Genomic DNA, 20,683 nt, shown 5'->3' with positions numbered 1-20,683 from the left:
GGTGCTGGGATATGTCGAGGCCTGTTCCTAATATATTGGAGCGCCAAAACCCCGTTCGTCCTGAGCCTGTCGAAGGACAGACGTCTGCAGGGCAATGTTGGATAGCCCCACCTGTGCTTCGACAAGCTCAGCACGAACGGAGTGTGGTGTATGTTCACTCAGGATCGCCACCGGACCAGACAAGCTCAACCCCAAGAAACGCCGTTCGTCCTGAGCCTGTCGATGGACAGCCGCCTGCAGGGCAAAGTTGGCTAATCCCACCCGTGCTTCGACAAGCTCAGCACGAACGGAGTGTGTGCGGGGCGCCCAGTGACGGGCCGCCCGCTACGCCGTCACGCGCTCGTCCGCTTCCGCCGTCCTGCTCGCCCAGACCAGTACTCCGGCCATCACCACCGAAAGGCCCCAGAGGAAAATCTTCGGGTTCACTGTCATGAAATTGATGAACAGTGCCGCATGGCTGAGCAGATAAAGTGCGATAAGCGTCAGACCCCATCGCCGCCGCCACAACTGGCCGACCGCGCCGCCGCTGATCGTCAACCCCATGACCATGATGAAGGCGAAATAGGTGAGGGGGGTGAAGCCGACCAGGTTTATGTCTGCCTCGGCTATGAAGCGCTGCGTGTCGGCCAATGCTTCGACGGCCTCGCCATCAAATATCCACCACCCCATTGCCTGACCGATCATCAGCGCGCTGACCCCGATCCGGATGATCCCCGAGGCGAGGAAGATCAGGCAGATAACAATGGCAAGCTTGCGTTTCATTCTGTATTGCTATGGTAACACACTGGCGCTGTCAACACGCGTTATCGATGGCTGCTATTCAAGCCGCTCGTGCAGTCTTGGCCGGTTCATTCTTGCCGTCGCCGGCAAAGACCACTCGATTGCGGCCCAGCGCTTTGGCTTCATACATTGCGCGATCGGCTTCCCGGAACAGGCTTGAGAAACGATTAGCCGGCCCGCTGGCAACGCCGAGCGAGACGGTGAGCCGCAGCATCTCTGGCCAGTCTGCACGGGCCAGCGTGGCGGCCGCCTTGCGTACGGTTTCGGCGATGTCTCTGGCTTGCGCATCGGAACATTCGGAGAGGACGATGATGAATTCCTCACCACCCCAGCGCGCGGTCAGCGCATCGTCCATCTCTTCGGCCAGCGCCTGCGACAGGCAGGCCCCGACGGCAGCAATCACCGCGTCGCCCTGCATATGACCGAAGCCGTCGTTGATCGCCTTGAAATGATCGATGTCGACCAGGATCACCGACGCCCGTCCGTCACCCATGTCCTCGATTGCTTCCAGCAAGGCGGAGCGATTCAACAATCCGGTCAGGCTGTCATGGCGCGACTGCCACGAAGTGCGGCGCAATTCTTCCTCCAGCCGTTCGCTCAGCCGGACGACGCCAATCTCCGCCCGGCAATTCGCCCGCGCCTGCAGATTGACCGCCTTGGCGATGACACACAGGGCGAGAGTCAGACAAATATAGGCCAGTTCCGTAAAACCGCTGATACTCCAGTTTAGAAACAATATGGCAATGGCCAGCGTTGCAAAAAAGCCGCCGAGCAGGGGGAAGACAATGCCGGCAAAGGGTGCGGCAAGCAGAATCGAGATCGTCATGGTAACCAATATCGTGACCCATATGGTCAGCGCGGCATTCGAACTGTCAATGATCGGCCCGAGCAGGACCAGCGCCACTGCCCAGATGACACCGCTTGCGCCTTCGGCCAGCATCCACAAGATATGACGAAACAGCGGAACTTTGCCAGTGACCACGGCATGGCGGAGCCAGGTCGCGCTGGCCGCAATCGCCACTTGTGCCAGTAATTGCAGCGCGATCAGCAACCACAAGATCCACCTCTCCGGCATGTCGGTCGCTACCCATCCGATCAGGACAAGCGGAGCGATCATGCCAAGCTGCCCGGCAATGCGCCGCGTCAGCCCGTCTTCGAGAAGTTCGTGGCTGACCACCTTGTCGGTAATCGCCGGCACGCTCTGCGCAACATCGATCAAGATCGCGTCTGTTTCCTGCTGCACATTTGTCGTCATTTCATACCCCACAAGGATGCCGGGTAACCTGATATGGGATTTTGGATAAAGGACGGTTAACGCGCAACCGCGCGTCGTGGATTTTGTTCCCGGATCAGGGAAATTGCGTCAATATTCCGGCCAGCCCGATCCGGTCGCCGTCATCCCGACTCTCGACAGCGTAAAAATAAAAAGCCGACCCGTGAGGGCCGGCTTTTCTTTTGACGCTGCCTGCAGGGGGGCAGGGAGAGAGCTAGCAGCGCCCAAAGTACGGAGGGGATTAGATATCGTCGCCCAGTGCGCCTTTGATCGCGCCTTTGACTTGCTGGGCCTTGCCCTTGATTTCCTGGGCTTTGCCTTTGGCGCGGGTCTCGGGATCGTTGCTCTGCTGTTTGGCGCTGCCAACCGCTTCGTTCACATTGCCTTTCAGCCGGTCCAGAAGTTCGCCCATCTGTTTTTCCTTCGCTGGGGCCGGATTGCCGGCCGATCGGGGGACAGACGTTGCGCCTGCATGATAGTCCAATGCACCAACTGGAAAATGGTTCCCGCAAAAGTTCCCTCCCGGCGTGCCGGTGGACTGGGCGGGAAAAAAAGTTCAGGATGAGCGACATCTTCACCGGAGTTTGAAACCATGTCCCATTTGATCAAAATGCCGCTAACCGCGTTCGCGATATTGGCTCTCACCGCCTGCGCCGCGAGCAAGGCGCCGGCCGCCGAGCCCGAAGCGGACACCGCCGACGTGGCGATGGATGCGTCCCGGCCCGTCGCCGATTCTGCCCCGGCAGGGCAGAGCCAGCAGATCATAATCAAGGGCTTTGAATGCGGCGACAATTGCTATCTCGATTACAGTCTGGTCGCTCCGGCGGCGGACGCTGATCCAGATGGAGAAATCCAAAGCGCGCTCTGCAGCGTCGATTCTTGTATCGCGTGGTTCGAGGAACAGGAAATGCCGACCGAATTTATTGGTCGCAGCGCCACCGCAACCATCGGCATTGGCGAGCAATATGACAATGAAGGCAATGTGATGAGCGACGATTTTCGCCTGATCACCAGCATCACGGTCGATCCTGCAGACTGAGGGCTCTCATCACGGGTAACAGGTCTTCCCGGCCCGCTTCGACAAGCTCAGCACGAACGGAAAGAGGGAGGCGAGGACTGGCTGCCCCGAACCAAAAAAGCCGACCCGTGAGGGCCGGCTTTTCTATGGGCGTTGCTCGCAACCGGGGGGCGGGAGGAGAGCGAGCGGCGCCAGGGTCAGGGACAGGGATTAAATGTCGTCGCCGAGAGCGCCTTTGACTGCGCCTTTGGCTTGTTGGGCTTTGCCCTTTACTTCCTGCGCCTTGCCTTCGGCGCGGGTTTCCGGGTCATCGCTATGCTGTTTGGCTTTGCCAACGGCTTCGTTCACATTGCCTTTAACTTTGTCTACTAGTTCACCCATATTCTTACTCCTTTTGTTGAGCCGGATTGCCGGCCCGCGGGGGATGCATGCGCTAGCGCCTGCATGAATAGACAATGCGCCAGCAGCCCGATGGTTGCAGCCTGATTTCACAAATTGGCGCTAAATCGACACGCTTTGTCGCCGGGTGGTCAGGGGAGGGGTTTCAAGGCCCGGACCAGCGCGATCAGCTCTGGTCGGTCACCCGCACCAGACTCCAGTCATAGCCAAGCTCTTTCACCCGCGCCTCGATCAGCGCCCGGGTCGCGCTATCGGGCTGCGCCTGCCGCGTGAGCATCCACAGATAGCGCCCGCTCGGCTCGCCGACGATCGCCCAGCTATAATCATCGGCGCGGTCGAGGATCCAGTAGTCGCCATAGAAGGGACCAAAGAAGGATACTTTCAGCTTCGCATTGCCGCTGCCCTCGACGATCTTCGCCTTGCCGTCAGCCCTATTGGTCTTGCCGTCCTTGGTGCAGCTGTTGACGACAGAAATTTTGCCGTCATCGCGCAGCGCATAATCGGCCGTCACGCCGTCGCAGCCTTTCTGGAACGGCGCTTCATAGCGGGCCATTTCAAACCATTTGCCGAGATAGCGATCCAGCTCCACCGCCTTGGCCGGCTGCGGCACGGCGCTATTGCCAACGGGTCCGGGCTTGCCGGCACAGGCACCGAGCAGGGCGAACGGCAGGGTGCACAGCGCGAGCTTCTGTATGGTCGATAATGTCATAGGATAGTTTCCCTTTTCAGGAGGTATATCTAGCCGGTCGTGAGCCGATGCTGAATATGGCCGAAGGGACAGAAGCGGCGAAAGATCGGCTTATTCCTGCTGCTCCGCCTCGATCATTGCGAACAGCTCGGCACCGGTCAGCGTCTCGCTATCCCCGGCGAAGGCGTAATAAGACGGCTTCTCGTCGATAAACACCTGCCGCCGCAAAGCCAGATCGGCCTTGTCGGTCGCGTCGTCGAACAGCCCGGCGCAGACCATATGCTCGCCCGACCCTTTCAGCCGATAGAAGAGATGCGAGCCGCAGTCCGCGCAAAAGGCCCGCTCCGCCCAGTCGGAACTATTATAGACCGATATCCTCTCCGCCCCTTCGATCAGCACGTTCTCTCCGCAATCAATCTCGACAAACGGCCCGCCACCCCAGCGCCGGCACATCCGGCAATGACAGGCATCGACATGATTGGCGGCGTTTTTCGCGGTGATGGTGACGGCGCCGCAGAGGCAGTGGCCCTGGCGTCGGGTTGGTTGGGGGGTGGTCATGGGGTCTCCTCTTATTAGTTTACGTATCTGTCCTTGGGTTGGATCACGTTAAGCCGTAGACCGCCGGCGCTGAAAATCTCTGCCAATACCGCCAGTTTAATTGTATAATCATCCACTGATCCGTCAACTATCGATCTTTTTATTTGGGATTCTTCCCACGGCGGTTGCCGTTTTCGACGTGGTTGCCCTTCAGTAATGTTTTGTTGATCAATTGTGCCATATTCGTATGGCAAAGATAAGGTTGCTTGAGATTTTCGATAGGAATTAAACAGCTGTTTTGTTCTTCCTCTGATGCCAGGAAATTCGCTCCAAATGAAGTCGATGGTTCGATATAGGGGCTCGCTCCCAGCCCACTTTTCCCAGATTGATTTCAGATAGTGTCGGTAATTTATATTCTCAACCATCCTGTGTTCGCTGAAGATAAAGATTTCCGATGAGTTGATCGGCGCAATTACTCGATGGCGATGACCGTTGTCGTTCCGAGGTGTGGGAAAGTCGGTAACGGGCACGATAAGTGAATTCTCCAGCACTTTTTTTCTCCGAAAGTGCTCGTTCAATTCCTTCTCCGACCCAAACTTCGGTGCAACGTAGAACGTGAACGGAAAAAATCGGCAGAGACGAGACAGCCTTTGATGTTGATGTGCTGTCGTCCAGAATTGATTTAGCCCATACAATGCTAACGACCTCAATCGTCGGCTTTGTCTCGTATCTTCCTTTTCATCTCCGACTAATCTCAATTTATGCACTTGGGATGTCAGTTTGAATTGATACAAAAGAAACGTACCCGGAAGATCGAAGCGCACATCGTATCCAACCCTAGCCTCTTTTTGAAGCGTAGGAATTATTGGGACGTTGTTAGCCCACCGAGGAGAAATCTGAGTGACTTCTTGAGTGCATGCAAACGCATAAGTGGATTCACTAAATTTTTTCAATTATTTGTCTCCCCATACATGATCGGAATTTATTGAATGGCAGGGGCACTGAACCCCTGCCATCTTATTTTAGACCGGTACCAAGATCGGCCACGCCTTGAACCCAAAGTTCTTAGCATACAGGATGTCACCGGTTTTCGGACACTTCCGCCAAGGGCGAAAGATGTATTTGAAACCCGGTGGCGGTGGTGCAAACTTACGTTTACTCATACCGCAACCTCTTTCGGGGCGCTGTTTACCTTGCTTTAACAACCGATTTGTATATAAAGAAACTGCAACACTTCTTTAATCGATCAGCTAGGCTTCGTCATCGGCGAGCCCCGTTGAACCCGATGAAGAAAAATTGATTGGCCCGAGCTTGCTCGGGCCTTTCTTGTTTAAGTCATGGCCATTGCCTTTATTACGTTCGCGATTCTGTTCGCTTCGGACTCGCTCAAATCAAACGGTAATCCTTGAACGAAAACTGTTAAATCGGATCTGATCGCTATAGGTATGATGCTATTGGACAACGGCCCTGTTGACGGTTTGTCAATTTGAGGCGGTGTCTCATTGGCAGTCTGATTGTTTTGTGAAGCTGATTTATCCAGGCCAGTTTGTTGCTTTTTCGATTTACGTTCGCGAGTATTGATGCTCGGTCGAAAACCGAGGGGATTCATTAGATACGCTTCGAAGTCATCTAGGGCGGATCGTACCCTGCTTTTATAGGTTACTAGGCTTTGAGGTGTATATTTCTGACCTTGCAGATTGCTGAATCTTTGAATTGCGTCATCAAGATCTATTGTCGTCACATCTGACGTTTCTTCGGATGACAGCACTCCGAGAACCTTGTTGGCCGCTGCTTTTCTAGCTTGCGCAGTGTTCTTGGCCATCAAGCCTTTGTCGGACAGATAGTCCATGAAATCCAAAAATGCGTTTAAATCGCGCTTGTCTGACATAGTGGTGTTTGACCTTTCGACTAATTGACGTCCATTTACCACGTCAATTCCGAGTCGTCAAGCATCTATTAGATGTTATATGAAAATTCTAGATAGTTTGGCGTTGCGAGCAAGGCGAGGCGCGATCCCGCACTAAGCACAACCACACCCTCACAACCCCAACTCCTTCGCAATCATCCCCTCCCCAAAATAAGCCCGCTCGCACACAATCCGGTCGGTCCCCGGCGCAAACTCAAAACTTGCGGCCATCCGCACCCGAAAGGCTTTGCCGGTTGGCTCGATCACCCGCTCGCCGATGGTCAGCGGGCCGAGATGGGTGCCGGTGAGCCAGAATTCGACCAGCACGACATGTTCGCCCGCCGCACCGATCGCGATGATTTCATTGGCCTGGTCGGGGAAGGGCGTGCGCGACATTGCGAAATAGGCTCGCACCGCTTCTTCGCCGTCGAACACGGTGCCATTGCCGTATAATTCATAGCGCGGATGCTGGAACGTATCGATCACCGCATCCCATTCATGGGTGATCTCCAGCGCCATATGATCGCGCACGACCTTCAGCCGCGATTGTTCGAGGTCGGACATTTTTCTCTCTCCCGTTCTTTTGTTTGGGAGGGTTTCGCGCAGCGACGAGGGGAATGCAATTCGATTTGTAGCGGGTGGTGGAAACCGTCATCTTGAAATACGCCCCACTCCTTATTTCGCAACACAAACTCGTCATCCTGAACTTGTTTACCTCCGGTGGCCTTCGGCTCAGGACCTCGTGGGGCAGGCGCGCAGTCTGGAGGGGTCCTGAAATAGATTCAGGATGACGAAAAGGCGGTTCAGATCACAAAGCCACCCCGACCAAGAAACCGCTTTCCTACACCGCTACCAATATGCCCTAATCCCGCCCATGACCGACTCCCGCCCTGATCCCCGCAGCCATATGGTCCAGCAGCGCCCTATTTCGCGTATCCCGGCTTTCACGCCGGTGCCGCTGCGCGCGCGGAAAGACGGGTGGACGCCGGTCCGGCAGGCGGAGTTTCTCGGGCTGCTCGCCGAAACCCGCTGCATCAAGCGCGCCGCAGAGCGGCTCGGGATGAGCCGCGACAGCGCCTACCAGCTGCGCCGCAAACCCGGCGCGGAGGAATTTGTCGCTGCCTGGGACGCGATATTGGGCGTGCCGGGAAGCCGGCAGCCAAAGATTACACTAGAGACGCTTTTCCAGCGGATCAGGCAGGGCCGCTACCAGCCGATATTGCGCGGCGGGCGCTATGCCGGAACGATCAGAAAACCCGACAATTCTACGCTTCTGGTAGCACTCGGACGGCTCGACCGGCTGGTTCCGCCGGAGGAGGATCGGGAGGCGGAGCGCAAAGATTACAGAAAATAAAATCGCGCATTTGTGTAAAGTTCGGCGCGCGATTTGCCATCTCGGCGCAAGAGGCGTAATCATTGTCGCACTCGCGGGTCGCCACGGGAGAGAAAAAATGGTGGGACGTTATAGCTTTTTGCAGGTTGCTCTGGTTTTGTTCGGGGCAATATTCTGTCTGGTCTATCCGCTGGCGCTGGTCTGGCCGTCGGGCTGGATGTGGCACGAGGGGCCGCCGGTCGCCTCTCATTATTATATGATGATCGTCGGGGTCTACGCGACGCTGGGCATATTCCTGATCCGCGCCGCCGCCAATCCTGCAGACCATCGATCCCTGATATCCTTCACCATCTGGTCGAGCGTGGTTCACGCCGGAATCATGGCGGTGCAGGCGATGCAGAATCCGGAACATATGGGCCATATGCTCGGCGATGTACCGGCGCTGCTGCTGGTCGCCGTGGTGCTGGGCGTGTTGAAGCCGAAAGTTGATACCGACGTCCTGGGGATGTAGAACAAGAGATAATAGCAGGAGAGCTTTTTGCAGGACGTCATAACCGCAACCCTCTGGTTCGCAGCGCTATCGGTCGGTTTGATGGCCGGTGTCTATTTCACCTTCTCGGTGTTCGTCATGCAGGCGCTCGACGCAGCGGGGCGACCGGTCGGGATGGCGGCAATGCAGTCGATCAACCGGATCATCCTGAAGTCGCTGTTCCTGCCGCTGTTTTTCGCGAGCAGTCTTGCCTGTCTGTTGCTGGCGGTATTCGGCGTGATGATCTGGGGCTCGGCTGGTGCTTGGCAAATGGTGATGGGCGGGGTGATCTATCTGCTCGGGATGCTGGTGGTAACGGCGGCCGCCAATGTCCCGCTGAACAATGCTCTTGAGGCGACCGATGCGGCTGGGCCGGAAGCAGAGGCGATGTGGCTTCGCTATATGCAGCACTGGCTGCCGTGGAACCATGTCCGGACCGCGAGCTGCACGGTATCGCTGGTCCTGCTGCTCGCTGCGATTGCCGAGCGATGACCATCGTCATCCGTCCGGAAACACCCGCCGATCAGGCCGCGATCCATGACATCACAAAGCGTGCCTTTGCGCCGATGGAATATGCTGACGGCGACGAGCAGGATCTGATAGACCGGTTCCGCGACGCTGGCGCGCTGGCTATCTCTTTGGTGGCGGAGTTGGACGGTATCGTGGTCGGGCAAGTGACTTTTACCAAGGCGTTTGCGGCGGATGGTAGCTCGGGATATTATGCGCTCGGTCCCGTTGCCGTGGAGCCGGAGCTGCAGGGACAACATATCGGCAGCAAGCTGATCGAGGCGGGGCTGGCGATGCTGCGCGAGCGCGATGCGGCGGGCTGCGTGCTGACCGGCGATCCGGCTTATTACAGCCGCTTCGGTTTCAGAGCTTTCCCCGACCTCTGCCCGGAAGGCGAACCGGCCGAATATTTCCAGCTATTGCCATTGCGGGTGCCGGAGCCGGACAGCGTGATCGCGTTTCATCCGCTATTTCATGGTGCGGCGTGACGGCTATTTCCGCAGTGGCACTTCCTTGTTGCGCTCCACCGCTGCGACCTTGGCGACCAGCTGGTCGGCCTGTCGCTGCCACGCTGCGCTGGCGCCTTCGGGCCAATCGGGACCGGCGCGGCTTGCCATCGTCTCGATCACCAGCGCGAACCAGGCGGCATAATCTTGCGGGGTGAAGTCGGCATAATCATGGTGCAGGTCGATGAAATTGGTCACCGCATGATCGACCCACGGCTCGCCCGCCGCGAGGCCGAGCATCGCCTCGAGCGTCTCCCGGGTCATCCGTTCGCGGGCGGCCTCGGGATTGACGAAGGCATGGGCATAATGGGGGTGACCGGCGATGAACCGGTCGAACAATATGGCGGCCATCCCGTCATAGCGGTCACCCAGCGTCTCGATACTGTCTTCCATCACGGCATGGTCGGTCCGGTGCTCGGTCATATCAGAAGGCTCCTGGAACCTCGCGCTGGGCCGGGGTCGGCTGGGCCGGCATCAGCAGCTCGCGGGGCAGGGAGAGCGGTGCGCGCTGTGCCGATGCCGCTCTGCTCGTGCTGGCGGTCGCGCCGTCGAGCACTCCGCTGATCGGGGCGCAGGCGGCTCCGGACAGAAAGCCGAGCGCACGCGCAGTCGACGCTTCGCCCGGATCACCAAGCTGCATGCTGATGTCGTCCGCCGCCTGACAGCTGTTGGCAACCGAGCCAGCGAGGCCGTTGAAGTAATTGGCATTGCCGTCGGCATTCTCGGTGGCGAAGGCGACGATCCGGATCCGGTCATCGCAGGCCGTACGATCCAGACCGATCTGCCCGACCGGCTTGCCATATGTGTTGCTGCCGATCAGCGCCATATTGGGGCCGAGAAAGGGAACCATCGCGTTGATCACCAGTTCGCTGGCCGAAGCCGACCCGCCGGTCGTGATGAACGCTATTTTCATCGGAGAGACTGACTGGGACTGTGGCTGAAAATAGCGAGTTTCGTTATTCGCTGCCTTGCTGGCGCGGAAGCGGGTGACCGACAGGACCTCATTGCCAAAGCGGTTGCGGCCGAGAAGGTCGCCGAACAATTCGGCGATGCGCACCAGTCCGCCGCCATTATAGCGTAGGTCGATGACCAGATCAGTCACACCCTCGTTACGAAATCGCAGAAAGGCAGCGCGCAATTGCGGCTCGGCGCTGTCGATGAAGGTGCGCAGATTGACATAGCCGGTCTTGGTGCCGCCATTGTCGAGTATTTGCACGCCATAGCGCGGCGAGATCGGCTGGAGAGCGAAGTCCGCCTTGCTGACCGTGGTGGTGGTTTCGGCGCCCGCTGCGTTGCGAAAGCGCAAGACCCGGCTGGTGCCAGCGGTCGAGGCACCCAGAGCGCTGCTGACTGCGCCCGCTCCGCCCTGCGCAAATAGCGAGGTCACGGTCTGCAGGTTGCCGCTGCTTGTCCCGATCGCCAATATCTCGCCGCCGCGGTCCAGACCGGCGGCCAAGCCAGGCGCGCCTTCAAAGGCATCGAGAATGAACACCCGCGCGGCGGCGCTGTCATAGCTCAGGCGGATCCCGAAGCCGGCAGTTGTGCCGGAGTTGAAAAAGGCATTCTCTTCCGCGATCGAGGTAATGAAGGTGAAAAACCGGTCGCGGCCCTGTCCCCTGGCGGTTGTGGTCAGCGCGTCGATATAGGCTTGCACCGTAGCATAAGGCGCCGGATTGAGGGCGGCTGGCAGTGTCTCGGGGAACAGATACCATTCGTTAATCTGGTCAAAAGCCCAATTTTGTCTGTTTTGCAGGGAACATGTCGAACTGATCGGCGTGGGGGTCTGTCCCGCTCCGCCTCCACCGCCGGGCGGCAGGCTAATGCTATTACTGCTACCACCACCTGCTCCTCCGCAGGATGCGAGCAGCGCCGCGAGTGCCAGTATCGAACCCGATTTCCGCAACCCCATGCTAGCTCCTCTTACTCAACTGGACCGAAGTCATGCCCGATGGGCTGAACCAGTCTGACACTGAAAGCGTTCCGGACAATTGTCCACACAGAAAAAATCCGCCGACATTGCTGCCGACGGATAGTTTTTTCCTCCCCAGGAAAACTGGTTGGATCAGGTGCCCGCCGAGGGGGCAGGGGGCACCCGAACTATTTGTTGCTTATCCGAACTGGTTCATCGTGTTGTGAGCACCACCAGCCTTGAGCGCTGCTTCACCGGCGAAATATTCCTTGTGATCATCGCCAATGTCGCTGCCCGACATATTCTGGTGACGGACGCAGGCGATACCTTCGCGGATTTCCTTGCGCTGCACGCCAAGGACATAGCCGAGCATGCCGGCGTCTCCGAAATATTCCTTAGCCAGATTGTCGGTCGACAAGGCAGCGGTGTGATAGGTCGGCAGGGTGATCAGGTGATGGAAGATGCCAGCGCGTTTCGATCCATCGGCCTGGAAGGTACGGATGCGCTTGTCAGCCGCTTCGCCCAGTTCGGTGTCATCATATTTCGCATCCATCAGATCATCACGGTCATATTCCGCAACATCAAGGCCTTCCGAAGCCATCGCATCATAGACCTGCTGACGGAAGTTCAGGGTCCAGTTGAACGAAGGCGAGTTATTGTAAACCAGCTTCGCATTCGGAACGACTTCGCGAACCCGGTCCATCATGCCGGCAATCTGCTCAACGTGAGGTTTCTCGGTTTCGATCCAGAGCAGATCAGCACCGTTCTGCAGCGAGGTGATGCTGTCGAGAACGCAGCGGTCTTCGCCGGTGCCAGGTTTGAACTGGAACAGATTGGAAGGCAGGCGCTTCGGACGCAGCAACTTGCCGTCGCGGTTGATGATGACATCGCCGTTTTTGGCGGTAGCGGGGTCAATTTCTTCGCAATCAAGGAAGCTGTTGTATTGGTCGCCGAGATCGCCCGGTTCGTTGGAAACCGCGATCTGCTTGGTCAGGCCAGCGCCGAGCGAGTCGGTGCGGGTGACGATGATACCGTCAGTTACGCCCAGTTCGAGGAAGGCATAGCGGCAGGCACGGATCTTCGCGAGAAAATCTTCATGTGGCACGGTAACCTTGCCGTCCTGGTGACCGCACTGCTTTTCGTCAGACACCTGGTTTTCGATCTGCAAGGCGCAGGCGCCCGCTTCGATCATCTTCTTGGCCAGCAAATAGGTGGCTTCGGCGTTACCGAAACCGGCATCGATATCGGCAATGATCGGAACAACATGGGTCTGGAAATTCTCGACCTTGTCCATTGCTGCTTTTTCAGCTGCGCTGTCGCCGGCGTCGCGTGCCGCATCAATGTCGCGGAACAGCAGGTTCAGTTCGCGAGAGTCTGCCTGACGCAGGAAGGTATAGAGTTCTTCGATCAAAGCAGGAACCGAAGTCTTTTCGTGCATCGACTGATCGGGTAGAGGACCAAACTCGCTGCGCAATGCAGCGACCATCCAGCCGGACAGGTAGAGGTAACGGCGTTTGGTGCTGCCGAAATGCTTCTTGATTGAAATCATCTTCTGCTGCGCAATAAAACCGTGCCAGCAACCCAGCGACTGGGTATATTGCGAGCTGTCGGCGTCATAGGCCGCCATGTCTTCGCGCATGATTGCAGCTGTATATTTTGCAATGTCGAGACCGGTCTTGAACCGGTTCTGCAATTGCATCCGGGCAACGGATTCGGCGTCGATGCCGGTCCATGCACCATTTTGGCTGCTGATGAGATTGTCGGCGGAGTTTTTGAAATCTTGATAGGACATATACTTCTTCCTTAAGCTGGGGAGGCGGTTATCGATTGGGCTGTCAAAATATTTTCAGCGTCTGGAAGAAGGTTTGGGCGAGTTTCGCTGGTTAAGCCAGTGAAACTTGTCAATTTACGAGTCGGGATGTCGTGGGAATGCATTATTTGCCTGTAATGTTGTAAATATATTTACAACAAAGCTATGGCCTGACCGATGTCTGGTCTCATACGCAACGGTGGTCGCCGTGTTCGGCGGTCGTTGGTGGCTTTGACCTGAAGTGGAGTTCGGTCGAATAGGGTGTTCCATGGCAGAAAGGCCGGACATCATGCCCGGCCTTTCTTGAGTTATCAGTGACAGGCTTAACGCTGTGGCTTGTAGCCAGCATTGCCCATTTCGTTGCGGCCGACGACCATATGGTGGACCTCGTCCGGGCCATCAGCGAGACGCAATGTTCTCTGATTGGCATACATGCGGGAAAGCGGGGTCCATTGCGATACACCTGCTGCACCATGGATCTGGATCGCTTCATCGATGATCCGGCATGTGATTTCAGGGACATAGGCTTTGACCATGGAAACCCAGACGCGGGCTTGCTTGTTGCCCATGACATCCATTGCCTTGGCGGCTTTCAAAACCATCAGGCGCATAGCTTCGATATCGATGCGTGCGCGCGAGATGACTTCCAGGTTTTTGCCGAGCAATGCGAGAGGCTGGCCAAAGGCCTCACGACTTCCGCCACGATGGACCATAAGATCCAATGCCCGTTCTGCCACGCCGACACTGCGCATGCAGTGGTGAATACGTCCAGGACCGAGGCGGAGCTGGGAGATTTCAAACCCGCGCCCTTCGCCCAGCAGGATATTTTCTTCGGGCACCCGCACATTGTTGAATTTGATGTGCATATGTCCGTGCGGCGCGTCGTCTTCGCCAAAGACATGCATTGGTCCGACAATTTCAACGCCTGGCGTATCGATAGGCACCAGGATTTGCGACTGCTGCGAGTGTGACGGGCCGTCGGGATTGGTGCGGACCATAGTGATCATGACTTTGCAGCGTGGGTCGCCTGCGCCGGAAATGTAGAATTTCTCTCCGTTGATCACCCATTCGCCTTTTTCAAGAACGGCTTCGGTGCGGATATTCCGTGCATCCGAAGAAGGATGTCCTGGCTCGGTCATTGCGAAAGCAGAGCGGATTTTTCCTTCAAGCAATGGAACGAGCCATTCCTGCTTCTGCGCTGTCGTGCCGACACGTTCGAGCACTTCCATATTGCCGGTATCGGGCGCGCTGCAATTCATACACTCGGACGCCAACGAGTTTTGGCCCAAGACGCCGGCAATGAATGCATAGTCCAGATTCTTCAGGCCTTCGCCGGATTCTGCGTCGGGCAAAAAGAAATTCCAAAGCCCTTGCTTGCGCGCCTTGTCTTTCACGCCTTCCAGTAATTCCAGCTGTCCGGGCGCGTAGCTCCAGCGGTCTGCACGGCCTTCGCCCATGGCAAAATATTTTTCGGTTATCGGGTCGACTTCTTCGGCAACGAAGCGTTTTACCTTGTCATATAAAACTCGGCCGCTGTCTGACATTCTCAGGTCATTCATTTCTGAATCATTTGGATCGTGGGTCATCATTGTTCCTTTTCTAAGCTGTCTGAACAGTCACATCCGGTGTGACGAAGGTGAAGGTGCGAGTCGTAAATTAGTTCATCATTAAACTATATCACAACCAATAAGGATGGCAATATCACAATAATCCTACGAAAGATAGGAGCTGGCGGGTCTTGAAGGTGACAAGTCTCCAAAATATTATAATTCACCGATGAACTTATAATAGTTCACAAATGTCAGATATTGCGATACTAAGAAGGGATGACGGCAAGAAATCAGAGATTCTACTCGCGGCTGCAGATCGCCGCCCACGCTCTCAAGAAAATTTCTGATCGCCAGTTGCTTGAAGTCGCCGGCGTTACAACCGCGCAAATGTCTGCCTTGGCGATTATCGAATCCGAAGAGGCCACAACCCAGACCCTGTTGGCAAAAGAGCTTGGTCTGAATGATAGCGCAATCACTGCGATGATGCGTCGGCTGATCGATCTCAATCTGGTGGAACGAGTCCGCGACGACAATGATGGCCGTTCATGGCTGCTCAAGCTGACCAAATCGGGCTCCGAGGCCGTGAGAAAAACCGGCTCGATCGTCGATGAAGTTAGTGCAAAGGTCGACGAGCTGTTGGGTGAGAAGACAATCGCCACCGTGGTTGCCGCGATGGAATTGATAATCAGCGACCCTGACTGACGTCAGGCCTCGCCCAACCGACATGGGAGCGCTATTTCCGCGCCACTTTCCTACAATGTACCAAATAGGTTATTGTGTCTGGCATGACAGACAAGAAATCCCCCCAAGCCGCCGATTCTCCTGACAATAAGGAGGTCGAACCTTTCAAACTGGACGCGCACGGCCATGACCCCGAAGCCTATGACTGGGTTCCCGTCTTGCGCAAACGCCGCAAGGATGGCTGGACGCCGGAGCGACAGCGAGCCTTTATCGGGGCGCTGGCGGACAGCGGCGAGGTAGTCGCGGCGGCGCGCAGCGTCGGAATGTCGGATGCCGCTGCCTACAAGCTGCGTCGTGCTCCGGGGGCGGAGAGTTTTGCTGCCGCGTGGGACGCAGCGTTACAAGCAGCTTCGGGGCGGCTGATCGACATTGCCTTCGACCGCGCGATCAACGGAGTTGACGATGTGGTGGTAGATAAGGAGGGGCGTCATCTTTACACCAAGCGCAAATATAATGACCGCCTGCTCATGTTCTTGATCCGCGCCCATGCGCCTGGTCGTTATAATCACGCAAACTTGGATAGCCGCGCATCCGTGGGAGGACAGCAACCGATTCCTGTTCGTCCACCGGTCGCGGAGGCGCTGAAACTGCTCGGCCCCGAACCTCCGTCGGAGCCGGAGAAATTGATGTCACCGGAAGAACTGGATGACGCGTTGGAAATTGCCGATATCATGGACGGGAAGTTGCCGCACTGGCAGCGACAGGACCGGACCGGTGTCGAAGATGAAGCTGCGGTACCGCAAAAGCTAACAAGACGTACCGTAAGCAAGTTGCAAATATCTGACAATGAAGACAAAAATTATGGAGATTAGCGGTAAGGGATTAGCGAGAAAAGACCGTTCTTGGCCCTAACTTTGACTAACTTTGGGCTCGGGGTCGCTACCGTTTCCCCGTTCGTCCCAAGCTTTTCGAAGGACCGCGCGGGTCCCAGGCAGATAGCTCTACCAGCGTAGCACGAACGTGAATATCGGGCTTGATCAACTCAATGCGGGGATGATCCAGACTATCGACATCGTCAGAATTGCCAGCAACAATGAGGCCGCCAAAACTATTCTTACATTATGGGGTCCACGCGGTTTGTTGCTTGCCTCGCGCTCGGTAACTTCAATCTGATCGCCATGCTTTTCCATGTTGTGCTCCTTCACTATCCGCAAGATAGCAAAGGTGATGATAGCATAAATACCCCACTTTGGGCAGGTTCACGGCTATTTGCGTTTGAATGGCCAGTTGATGACGCCGCCGGCGATCAGCGCCCACCAGATAAACACTGGTTGAAAGGCAAGGCGCGGGGCGTGATAGAGCCAGCTTGCGGTCTCTCCGCCGATCGCGAGATTATTGACCGCATGGTTGATGTTGGCCGGATAGACGCACAGCGCATAGAGAGCGAGGCCGATGCCGGCTGCATAGCGGATGTGCGGGATCATGCGGGGCGGGATCATCAGCCCGATGGCGCCTGCTATTTCCGCGATTCCGGTCAGAAGTATCACCTGTTTGGGATATGGCACCCAATCCGGGGTTATCTGAAGAAATCCGCCGGGAGAGCGAATATGCGCGATGCCCGCGAGCAGGTAGATCAGCGCCAATAATGTCCGGAAAAAGCGTTTCATCGAGCTTCCAGTTCGGGATGGTCGATCATCTCCGTCCCATGCGAGCGACGACGGTGACAAAGAAAGCGGTCGACCAGCCGAGCAAGATGAAGCCGTTAAGCCCTTCAATCGCGGCAATCATCTGCCATTGGTTGGCCAGGCCGTCGCTGTTATAGCCGGTGGTCGAGTAAGTGATCGTGGAAAAATAGATGGCCTGCTCAAAGGTCGGGATGGCGTCAACCAGCCGGTAGACGATCGCATAGGCCCAGATTTCTATGCCGTGCAGTATGAACAGGCCGAATACCAGGGCAAGGGTCACCAGAATACCGTGCGGCGACATCGGGTGAATATGTTCCGCTGCTTCTTCGCGGGCTTCGACCCGCAGAAAACGGCCCAGACCAAAGATACCAACGCCGTGGATGAGCACGGTTAGCAAAACCATAATGCCGCCTACAGCAAGCTCTGCGAACATCCGCTTTAACCTCCCCAGGGAGCGGGCGGCACCGGTACCGGGGCGGACAGGTCGAATTCAACGCGGAAATGGCGGCCGTCTGCGGTTTTCGGACGGCGCAGTTCATAGGCAAATTTGGCATCGGACTGACCCGGCGGGCTGATCTCGATCGCCCAGACATTGCTTACCGACTGATCGAGCCCGTTCGCCTTGAAAGAGGCTATCGATTCGGCGTCTACCGGGAACTCCTGCCGGTCCGCTGTTCCTTCACTAGCCGTATCTCCGCCATAGTTGGTAACATCATCGAGGCTGCCGTCTTCGTGCCGGTGGCGGTGCTTCAGGCGCATTCCCTGATCGCTGCGGGTGATGAACCATGTCCGCGACCGGTCCCAGCTGTCAGGCCCTTCCGCGATATGAAAAGGAATCTGGATCTCGTTCAAATCACAGGCCGCGGCGTGCATGATCATCGGCTTGCCCACCATGTCGGCGTCGGCTTCTTGTTCGGATACCAATATTCCGGCATAAGCCTTGCCACAGAGCAGACTCATCCGTTCGAAAAAGAGGTCTTGCGGTGATGGTTCTGGTGGGGCATCCGGAGATGAATCGCAGGATGCGAGCGGGATACAGAGAAGAAGTGCTGCCGAGCAGACCAGATATGATTTGTTCATAGGCGCTATTGCTACACAATTTCTGTAGCCCTTGAAACCGTCGAAATACATCTGATTGCTTATTCTGGAATAGGCTGCTATAGCCGCGATAGCTAATAAATCGCGTTACGACGAAATCATGGTTTCGCTACCCCTACGGTTGCATACTCTTTTTCCCATTTCTCGAAGTTGGCCAATCCCGTCCGGTTCTGCATTTCGCAAGATCGGGCATAATTAAGTTATGAATAGGAATAAGACTATGCCTACAGGCACCGTAAAATTTTTCAACACCGACAAGGGCTATGGTTTCATCGCTCCTGAAGATGGTGGCGATGACAGCTTCGTGCACATCACAGCAGTTCAGGCTGCCGGAATGCAGTCGCTCGAAAAAGAACAGCGTTTGACATATGATGTTGAAACCGGAAATAACGGCAAGAAAGCCGCTGTAAACTTGCAGCAGGCTTAAGCCTCTTACCGATTACGGGAAAGGGCGGGAGTGCACAGCATTCCCGCCCTTTTTTTGTCTTGAAAACGCGCTCGTCTAGCCCCAGTCGAACGCCAGGCTGCCGCGATTATACAGGTCAGCGAGCAGTCCCACGACATCATCCGATGTGCACCATTCCGGATCGATGACAAATTGATCGTGTGCGCATAGCAATTCGGCCACTCCGATCACTTTATCGGTACAGGGAAAACACTCACCGTCGACAAACAACAGCAGCTTGCTCTCGCTCTCCTGGATATAAGAAAAGCGGCTGGCAGGGTTGCGGAGCAGCGGATGGTCGGCGGTCAGCAAGGAGCGCAGATGGTCTATCTCGATCGGTTCTTCGGGTCGCCAGTCTGTTTCCGGATATCTCGGCGTGCTGTTGAATTCGCCGAACCAGCGTGCAAATTCGGTGCGATCGCTCAGTTTCTCGGTGAGCATCGCATGCAACCGGTCGATGGCCAGTGCGGATATTTCACCGGGGTTCTGCTGAACGGCCAAGTCTGGATCGCAATAGCGATCATCATCGGTCAATTGTGGCATAAGATCGTCGCACCAGCTACCGATCAGTTCCTTACGCGATGGCGACCGAAAGCCGATGCTGTAGGTCATGCATTGCTCGCCGACTGCGACGCCGTTGTGGGCGATGCCAGGCGGGATATAGAGCATGTCTCCGGGGTTCAGGACCCATTCTTCCACCGTTTCAAATTTAGCGAGCAGCAGCAAGTCTTCGTGAGAGCGCAGCGGTGTCTGATCGTCACACATTCCGCCGATCTGCCACCTGCGCTGGCCAAGGCCCTGGACCAGAAACACATCATAATGGTCAAAATGCGGGCCGACTCCACCGCCATCGCTGGCATAGCTGACCATCACATCGTCAATCCGCCAATTGGGAATGAAGCGAAACGGTTCGATCAGCGCAGCGACATCCGCAACATGCTGGTCGACTGCCTGCACCAGCAGGGTCCAGGGAGACTTGCCCAGTTCGCCGAAGCGGGTCTCGGGCAAGGGGCCATGTTCGGCGTTCCAGTCATCGCTCGATTGGGTGATCAAGCGAGACTCGACATGATCTTCGCAAGCAAGGCCGGCAAGCTCGTCGGGTGACAGCGGATTGCACCACGACTGCCAGGGGTTTCTGATCAGCAGTGGTCGTTTCTGCCAGTAATCGCGCAGGAAAGCCGCGGCATCGAAATTATTAAATTGCATCGGCATGCGCTACACAATTTCGTGCGGAACCGGTAGTGTTACCGCTAATTTATTGCTGTGGAGCAAGGGTTGAGTTCGACCGGTCGCTAACCGGTTTTCCATCGCAGTCTAGTCGCTTGATCGGATAACCTTTCTCCTGTCAAACCTGCGCTAATTTGCGCACCAGATTGTGATAGATCTGCGTCAGACGCAATACTTCCGGATCTGCCTTACCCCGTTCCGAGGATAAGGTTTGTACCGTCTGATCGAGATCGAAGAGCAATTCCCGCTCTCCCGGATCGGCGACCAGAGATTGCAGCCAGAAGAAACAGGAAATACGGTCGCCGCGGGTTACCGGGGTGACTTGGTGGAGGCTGGTCGAGGGGTAGAGCAGCATATGACCGGACGGCAGTTTGTAGCGCATGGTGCCGCCATGATCCTCGATCTCCAGTTCACCGCCGTCATAATCTTCCGGATCGGTGAGAAACAGTGTCGCAGAGAGATCGGTGCGGATGCGTGCCCCGCTGGGGCCGTGGAAGCGGATGGAATTGTCTACATGGAGGCCAAAAGTCTCCCCGCCACCGTATCGATTGAACAGTGGCGGGAATACCGTGTGCGGCAAAGCTGCAGACAGAAAGATGGCATTGGCCATCAGCGCGTCGCTAATTCGCGCCTGTGCTGCCTGTGTCACCGGTGCTTGTTCGGGCAGCTGGCGGTTGCGTTTGACGCTCGCTGAGCCCGAACCGCTGGTGACATTCCCGTCCACCCACTCCGCAGCTTCCAGCTCGGCCCGCATGGCCAAAGCTTGCTCTGGAGAAAGAATGTCAGGGATTGCCAGCAGCAT

At 56.5% G+C, this 20,683-nt stretch carries 27 protein-coding genes; 8 read left to right on the top strand and 19 right to left on the bottom strand.

Going from position 1 to position 20,683, the window contains the following annotated elements; genetic code table 11:
* Positions 1-324 precede the first annotated feature (324 nt).
* From V7680_RS03460 to V7680_RS03450, 3 genes are all read right to left on the bottom strand, one after another.
* A complete protein-coding gene (locus V7680_RS03460; protein ID WP_335651897.1) occupies positions 325-762 on the bottom strand; it encodes a hypothetical protein in 438 nt (145 codons plus the stop codon).
* A gap of 58 nt (positions 763-820) precedes the next feature.
* Positions 821-2,035: a GGDEF domain-containing protein gene (locus V7680_RS03455; protein WP_335651896.1), complete on the bottom strand. Its 1,215-nt coding sequence runs from the start codon at positions 2,033-2,035 to the stop codon at positions 821-823.
* A 259-nt stretch (positions 2,036-2,294) separates the two neighbouring features.
* Positions 2,295-2,465: a CsbD family protein gene (locus V7680_RS03450; protein ID WP_335651895.1), complete on the bottom strand. Its 171-nt coding sequence runs from the start codon at positions 2,463-2,465 to the stop codon at positions 2,295-2,297.
* 180 nt (positions 2,466-2,645) lie between these two features.
* On the opposite strand from V7680_RS03450, the gene V7680_RS03445 reads away from it, so the two are divergent.
* Positions 2,646-3,092, top strand: coding sequence for a hypothetical protein (locus V7680_RS03445; RefSeq protein WP_335651894.1), 447 nt, complete (start codon positions 2,646-2,648; stop codon positions 3,090-3,092).
* A 189-nt stretch (positions 3,093-3,281) separates the two neighbouring features.
* Here the strand turns inward: V7680_RS03445 and V7680_RS03440 are convergent, their stop codons facing one another.
* The 6 genes from V7680_RS03440 to V7680_RS03415 form a co-directional block, all read right to left on the bottom strand.
* Positions 3,282-3,452, bottom strand: coding sequence for a CsbD family protein (locus V7680_RS03440; RefSeq protein ID WP_335651893.1), 171 nt, complete (start codon positions 3,450-3,452; stop codon positions 3,282-3,284).
* A gap of 184 nt (positions 3,453-3,636) precedes the next feature.
* Positions 3,637-4,179 (bottom strand): lipocalin family protein, encoded by a 543-nt coding sequence (locus V7680_RS03435; RefSeq protein ID WP_335651892.1) that lies wholly within the window; start codon positions 4,177-4,179, stop codon positions 3,637-3,639.
* Between the two features lie 90 nt (positions 4,180-4,269).
* The gene (locus tag V7680_RS03430) at positions 4,270-4,716 is read right to left on the bottom strand and encodes a GFA family protein (RefSeq protein ID WP_335651891.1); all 447 of its coding nucleotides are present in this window, start codon (positions 4,714-4,716) and stop codon (positions 4,270-4,272) included.
* Positions 4,717-4,730: 14 nt separating this feature from the next.
* A complete protein-coding gene (locus tag V7680_RS03425; RefSeq protein ID WP_335651890.1) occupies positions 4,731-5,648 on the bottom strand; it encodes a hypothetical protein in 918 nt (305 codons plus the stop codon).
* A gap of 377 nt (positions 5,649-6,025) precedes the next feature.
* Positions 6,026-6,583: a hypothetical protein gene (locus tag V7680_RS03420; RefSeq protein WP_335651889.1), complete on the bottom strand. Its 558-nt coding sequence runs from the start codon at positions 6,581-6,583 to the stop codon at positions 6,026-6,028.
* 150 nt (positions 6,584-6,733) lie between these two features.
* A complete protein-coding gene (locus V7680_RS03415; RefSeq protein ID WP_335651888.1) occupies positions 6,734-7,165 on the bottom strand; it encodes an ester cyclase in 432 nt (143 codons plus the stop codon).
* Between the two features lie 310 nt (positions 7,166-7,475).
* Between V7680_RS03415 and V7680_RS03410 the strand changes: the two genes are divergently transcribed.
* The 4 genes from V7680_RS03410 (at position 7,476) to V7680_RS03395 (ending at position 9,458) form a co-directional block, all read left to right on the top strand.
* A complete protein-coding gene (locus V7680_RS03410) occupies positions 7,476-7,955 on the top strand; it encodes a hypothetical protein (RefSeq protein WP_335651887.1) in 480 nt (159 codons plus the stop codon).
* A gap of 97 nt (positions 7,956-8,052) precedes the next feature.
* A complete protein-coding gene (locus V7680_RS03405) occupies positions 8,053-8,445 on the top strand; it encodes a DUF6632 domain-containing protein (RefSeq protein ID WP_335651886.1) in 393 nt (130 codons plus the stop codon).
* 27 nt (positions 8,446-8,472) lie between these two features.
* Entirely contained in the window at positions 8,473-8,955 is a 483-nt protein-coding gene (locus V7680_RS03400) for an anthrone oxygenase family protein (RefSeq protein WP_335651885.1), read from the top strand.
* Positions 8,952-9,458 carry a GNAT family N-acetyltransferase gene (locus V7680_RS03395; protein ID WP_335651884.1) on the top strand — a complete coding sequence of 169 codons (507 nt, stop codon included), beginning with the start codon at positions 8,952-8,954 and terminating at the stop codon, positions 9,456-9,458. Before V7680_RS03400 ends, V7680_RS03395 begins: the two co-directional genes overlap by 4 nt.
* 3 nt (positions 9,459-9,461) lie before the next feature.
* Here V7680_RS03395 and V7680_RS03390 read toward each other — a convergent pair whose 3' ends face one another.
* The 4 genes from V7680_RS03390 to V7680_RS03375 form a co-directional block, all read right to left on the bottom strand.
* Positions 9,462-9,899 carry a hypothetical protein gene (locus tag V7680_RS03390; protein ID WP_335651883.1) on the bottom strand — a complete coding sequence of 146 codons (438 nt, stop codon included), beginning with the start codon at positions 9,897-9,899 and terminating at the stop codon, positions 9,462-9,464.
* Between the two features lies 1 nt (position 9,900).
* Positions 9,901-11,385: a S41 family peptidase gene (locus tag V7680_RS03385; RefSeq protein WP_335651882.1), complete on the bottom strand. Its 1,485-nt coding sequence runs from the start codon at positions 11,383-11,385 to the stop codon at positions 9,901-9,903.
* A gap of 199 nt (positions 11,386-11,584) precedes the next feature.
* A complete protein-coding gene (locus tag V7680_RS03380) occupies positions 11,585-13,177 on the bottom strand; it encodes an isocitrate lyase (RefSeq protein ID WP_335651881.1) in 1,593 nt (530 codons plus the stop codon).
* A 341-nt stretch (positions 13,178-13,518) separates the two neighbouring features.
* Entirely contained in the window at positions 13,519-14,754 is a 1,236-nt protein-coding gene (locus V7680_RS03375; protein ID WP_335651880.1) for an acyl-CoA dehydrogenase family protein, read from the bottom strand.
* A gap of 267 nt (positions 14,755-15,021) precedes the next feature.
* Here V7680_RS03375 and V7680_RS03370 point away from each other — a divergent pair, with 267 nt between their 5' ends.
* Both V7680_RS03370 and V7680_RS03365 read left to right on the top strand, forming a co-directional pair.
* Positions 15,022-15,447: a MarR family winged helix-turn-helix transcriptional regulator gene (locus tag V7680_RS03370; RefSeq protein ID WP_335651879.1), complete on the top strand. Its 426-nt coding sequence runs from the start codon at positions 15,022-15,024 to the stop codon at positions 15,445-15,447.
* Positions 15,448-15,530: 83 nt separating this feature from the next.
* A complete protein-coding gene (locus V7680_RS03365) occupies positions 15,531-16,298 on the top strand; it encodes a hypothetical protein (protein ID WP_335651878.1) in 768 nt (255 codons plus the stop codon).
* A gap of 165 nt (positions 16,299-16,463) precedes the next feature.
* On the opposite strand, the gene V7680_RS03360 is transcribed toward V7680_RS03365, so the two are convergent.
* From V7680_RS03360 to V7680_RS03345, 4 genes are all read right to left on the bottom strand, one after another.
* Positions 16,464-16,616 (bottom strand): hypothetical protein, encoded by a 153-nt coding sequence (locus V7680_RS03360; protein ID WP_335651877.1) that lies wholly within the window; start codon positions 16,614-16,616, stop codon positions 16,464-16,466.
* A 75-nt stretch (positions 16,617-16,691) separates the two neighbouring features.
* Positions 16,692-17,093 (bottom strand): DoxX family protein, encoded by a 402-nt coding sequence (locus V7680_RS03355; protein WP_335651876.1) that lies wholly within the window; start codon positions 17,091-17,093, stop codon positions 16,692-16,694.
* A gap of 25 nt (positions 17,094-17,118) precedes the next feature.
* A complete protein-coding gene (locus V7680_RS03350) occupies positions 17,119-17,514 on the bottom strand; it encodes an ion channel (RefSeq protein WP_335651875.1) in 396 nt (131 codons plus the stop codon).
* Between the two features lie 35 nt (positions 17,515-17,549).
* Entirely contained in the window at positions 17,550-18,191 is a 642-nt protein-coding gene (locus tag V7680_RS03345) for a hypothetical protein (protein ID WP_335651874.1), read from the bottom strand.
* 238 nt (positions 18,192-18,429) lie between these two features.
* On the opposite strand from V7680_RS03345, the gene V7680_RS03340 reads away from it, so the two are divergent.
* Complete coding sequence (locus tag V7680_RS03340) at positions 18,430-18,636, top strand: cold-shock protein (protein ID WP_067200226.1); 207 nt, start codon at positions 18,430-18,432, stop codon at positions 18,634-18,636.
* 75 nt (positions 18,637-18,711) lie between these two features.
* Here the strand turns inward: V7680_RS03340 and V7680_RS03335 are convergent, their stop codons facing one another.
* Together V7680_RS03335 and V7680_RS03330 are read right to left on the bottom strand one after the other, a co-directional pair.
* On the bottom strand, positions 18,712-19,860 hold the full coding sequence (locus tag V7680_RS03335; RefSeq protein ID WP_335651873.1) for a ribosomal protein uL16 3-hydroxylase: 1,149 nt from the start codon (positions 19,858-19,860) through the stop codon (positions 18,712-18,714).
* A 139-nt stretch (positions 19,861-19,999) separates the two neighbouring features.
* The gene (locus V7680_RS03330; protein ID WP_335651872.1) at positions 20,000-20,683 is read right to left on the bottom strand and encodes a Fe2+-dependent dioxygenase; all 684 of its coding nucleotides are present in this window, start codon (positions 20,681-20,683) and stop codon (positions 20,000-20,002) included.

Origin of the sequence: Parasphingorhabdus sp. (assembly GCF_036963705.1) — a bacterium.
GTDB lineage: Bacteria > Pseudomonadota > Alphaproteobacteria > Sphingomonadales > Sphingomonadaceae > Parasphingorhabdus.
This window is presented reverse-complemented; position numbering and strand designations above follow the sequence as displayed.

What these genes read in the sequence shown, in the direction of transcription:
- V7680_RS03405 (WP_335651886.1), top strand. Translation starts at nt 8,053, where the DNA reads ATGGTGGGACGTTATAGCTTTTTGCAGGTTGCTCTGGTTTTGTTCGGG.
- V7680_RS03335 (WP_335651873.1), bottom strand. Translation starts at nt 19,860, where the DNA reads ATGCAATTTAATAATTTCGATGCCGCGGCTTTCCTGCGCGATTACTGG.
- V7680_RS03395 (WP_335651884.1), top strand. Translation starts at nt 8,952, where the DNA reads ATGACCATCGTCATCCGTCCGGAAACACCCGCCGATCAGGCCGCGATC.
- V7680_RS03365 (WP_335651878.1), top strand. Translation starts at nt 15,531, where the DNA reads ATGACAGACAAGAAATCCCCCCAAGCCGCCGATTCTCCTGACAATAAG.
- V7680_RS03360 (WP_335651877.1), bottom strand. Translation starts at nt 16,616, where the DNA reads ATGGAAAAGCATGGCGATCAGATTGAAGTTACCGAGCGCGAGGCAAGC.
- V7680_RS03355 (WP_335651876.1), bottom strand. Translation starts at nt 17,093, where the DNA reads ATGAAACGCTTTTTCCGGACATTATTGGCGCTGATCTACCTGCTCGCG.
- V7680_RS03350 (WP_335651875.1), bottom strand. Translation starts at nt 17,514, where the DNA reads ATGGTTTTGCTAACCGTGCTCATCCACGGCGTTGGTATCTTTGGTCTG.
- V7680_RS03435 (WP_335651892.1), bottom strand. Translation starts at nt 4,179, where the DNA reads ATGACATTATCGACCATACAGAAGCTCGCGCTGTGCACCCTGCCGTTC.
- V7680_RS03330 (WP_335651872.1), bottom strand. Translation starts at nt 20,683, where the DNA reads ATGCTGCTGGCAATCCCTGACATTCTTTCTCCAGAGCAAGCTTTGGCC.
- V7680_RS03445 (WP_335651894.1), top strand. Translation starts at nt 2,646, where the DNA reads ATGTCCCATTTGATCAAAATGCCGCTAACCGCGTTCGCGATATTGGCT.
- V7680_RS03385 (WP_335651882.1), bottom strand. Translation starts at nt 11,385, where the DNA reads ATGGGGTTGCGGAAATCGGGTTCGATACTGGCACTCGCGGCGCTGCTC.
- V7680_RS03455 (WP_335651896.1), bottom strand. Translation starts at nt 2,035, where the DNA reads ATGACGACAAATGTGCAGCAGGAAACAGACGCGATCTTGATCGATGTT.
- V7680_RS03450 (WP_335651895.1), bottom strand. Translation starts at nt 2,465, where the DNA reads ATGGGCGAACTTCTGGACCGGCTGAAAGGCAATGTGAACGAAGCGGTT.
- V7680_RS03430 (WP_335651891.1), bottom strand. Translation starts at nt 4,716, where the DNA reads ATGACCACCCCCCAACCAACCCGACGCCAGGGCCACTGCCTCTGCGGC.
- V7680_RS03375 (WP_335651880.1), bottom strand. Translation starts at nt 14,754, where the DNA reads ATGAATGACCTGAGAATGTCAGACAGCGGCCGAGTTTTATATGACAAG.
- V7680_RS03440 (WP_335651893.1), bottom strand. Translation starts at nt 3,452, where the DNA reads ATGGGTGAACTAGTAGACAAAGTTAAAGGCAATGTGAACGAAGCCGTT.
- V7680_RS03420 (WP_335651889.1), bottom strand. Translation starts at nt 6,583, where the DNA reads ATGTCAGACAAGCGCGATTTAAACGCATTTTTGGATTTCATGGACTAT.
- V7680_RS03370 (WP_335651879.1), top strand. Translation starts at nt 15,022, where the DNA reads ATGACGGCAAGAAATCAGAGATTCTACTCGCGGCTGCAGATCGCCGCC.
- V7680_RS03390 (WP_335651883.1), bottom strand. Translation starts at nt 9,899, where the DNA reads ATGACCGAGCACCGGACCGACCATGCCGTGATGGAAGACAGTATCGAG.
- V7680_RS03415 (WP_335651888.1), bottom strand. Translation starts at nt 7,165, where the DNA reads ATGTCCGACCTCGAACAATCGCGGCTGAAGGTCGTGCGCGATCATATG.
- V7680_RS03410 (WP_335651887.1), top strand. Translation starts at nt 7,476, where the DNA reads ATGACCGACTCCCGCCCTGATCCCCGCAGCCATATGGTCCAGCAGCGC.
- V7680_RS03460 (WP_335651897.1), bottom strand. Translation starts at nt 762, where the DNA reads ATGAAACGCAAGCTTGCCATTGTTATCTGCCTGATCTTCCTCGCCTCG.
- V7680_RS03345 (WP_335651874.1), bottom strand. Translation starts at nt 18,191, where the DNA reads ATGAACAAATCATATCTGGTCTGCTCGGCAGCACTTCTTCTCTGTATC.
- V7680_RS03340 (WP_067200226.1), top strand. Translation starts at nt 18,430, where the DNA reads ATGCCTACAGGCACCGTAAAATTTTTCAACACCGACAAGGGCTATGGT.
- V7680_RS03380 (WP_335651881.1), bottom strand. Translation starts at nt 13,177, where the DNA reads ATGTCCTATCAAGATTTCAAAAACTCCGCCGACAATCTCATCAGCAGC.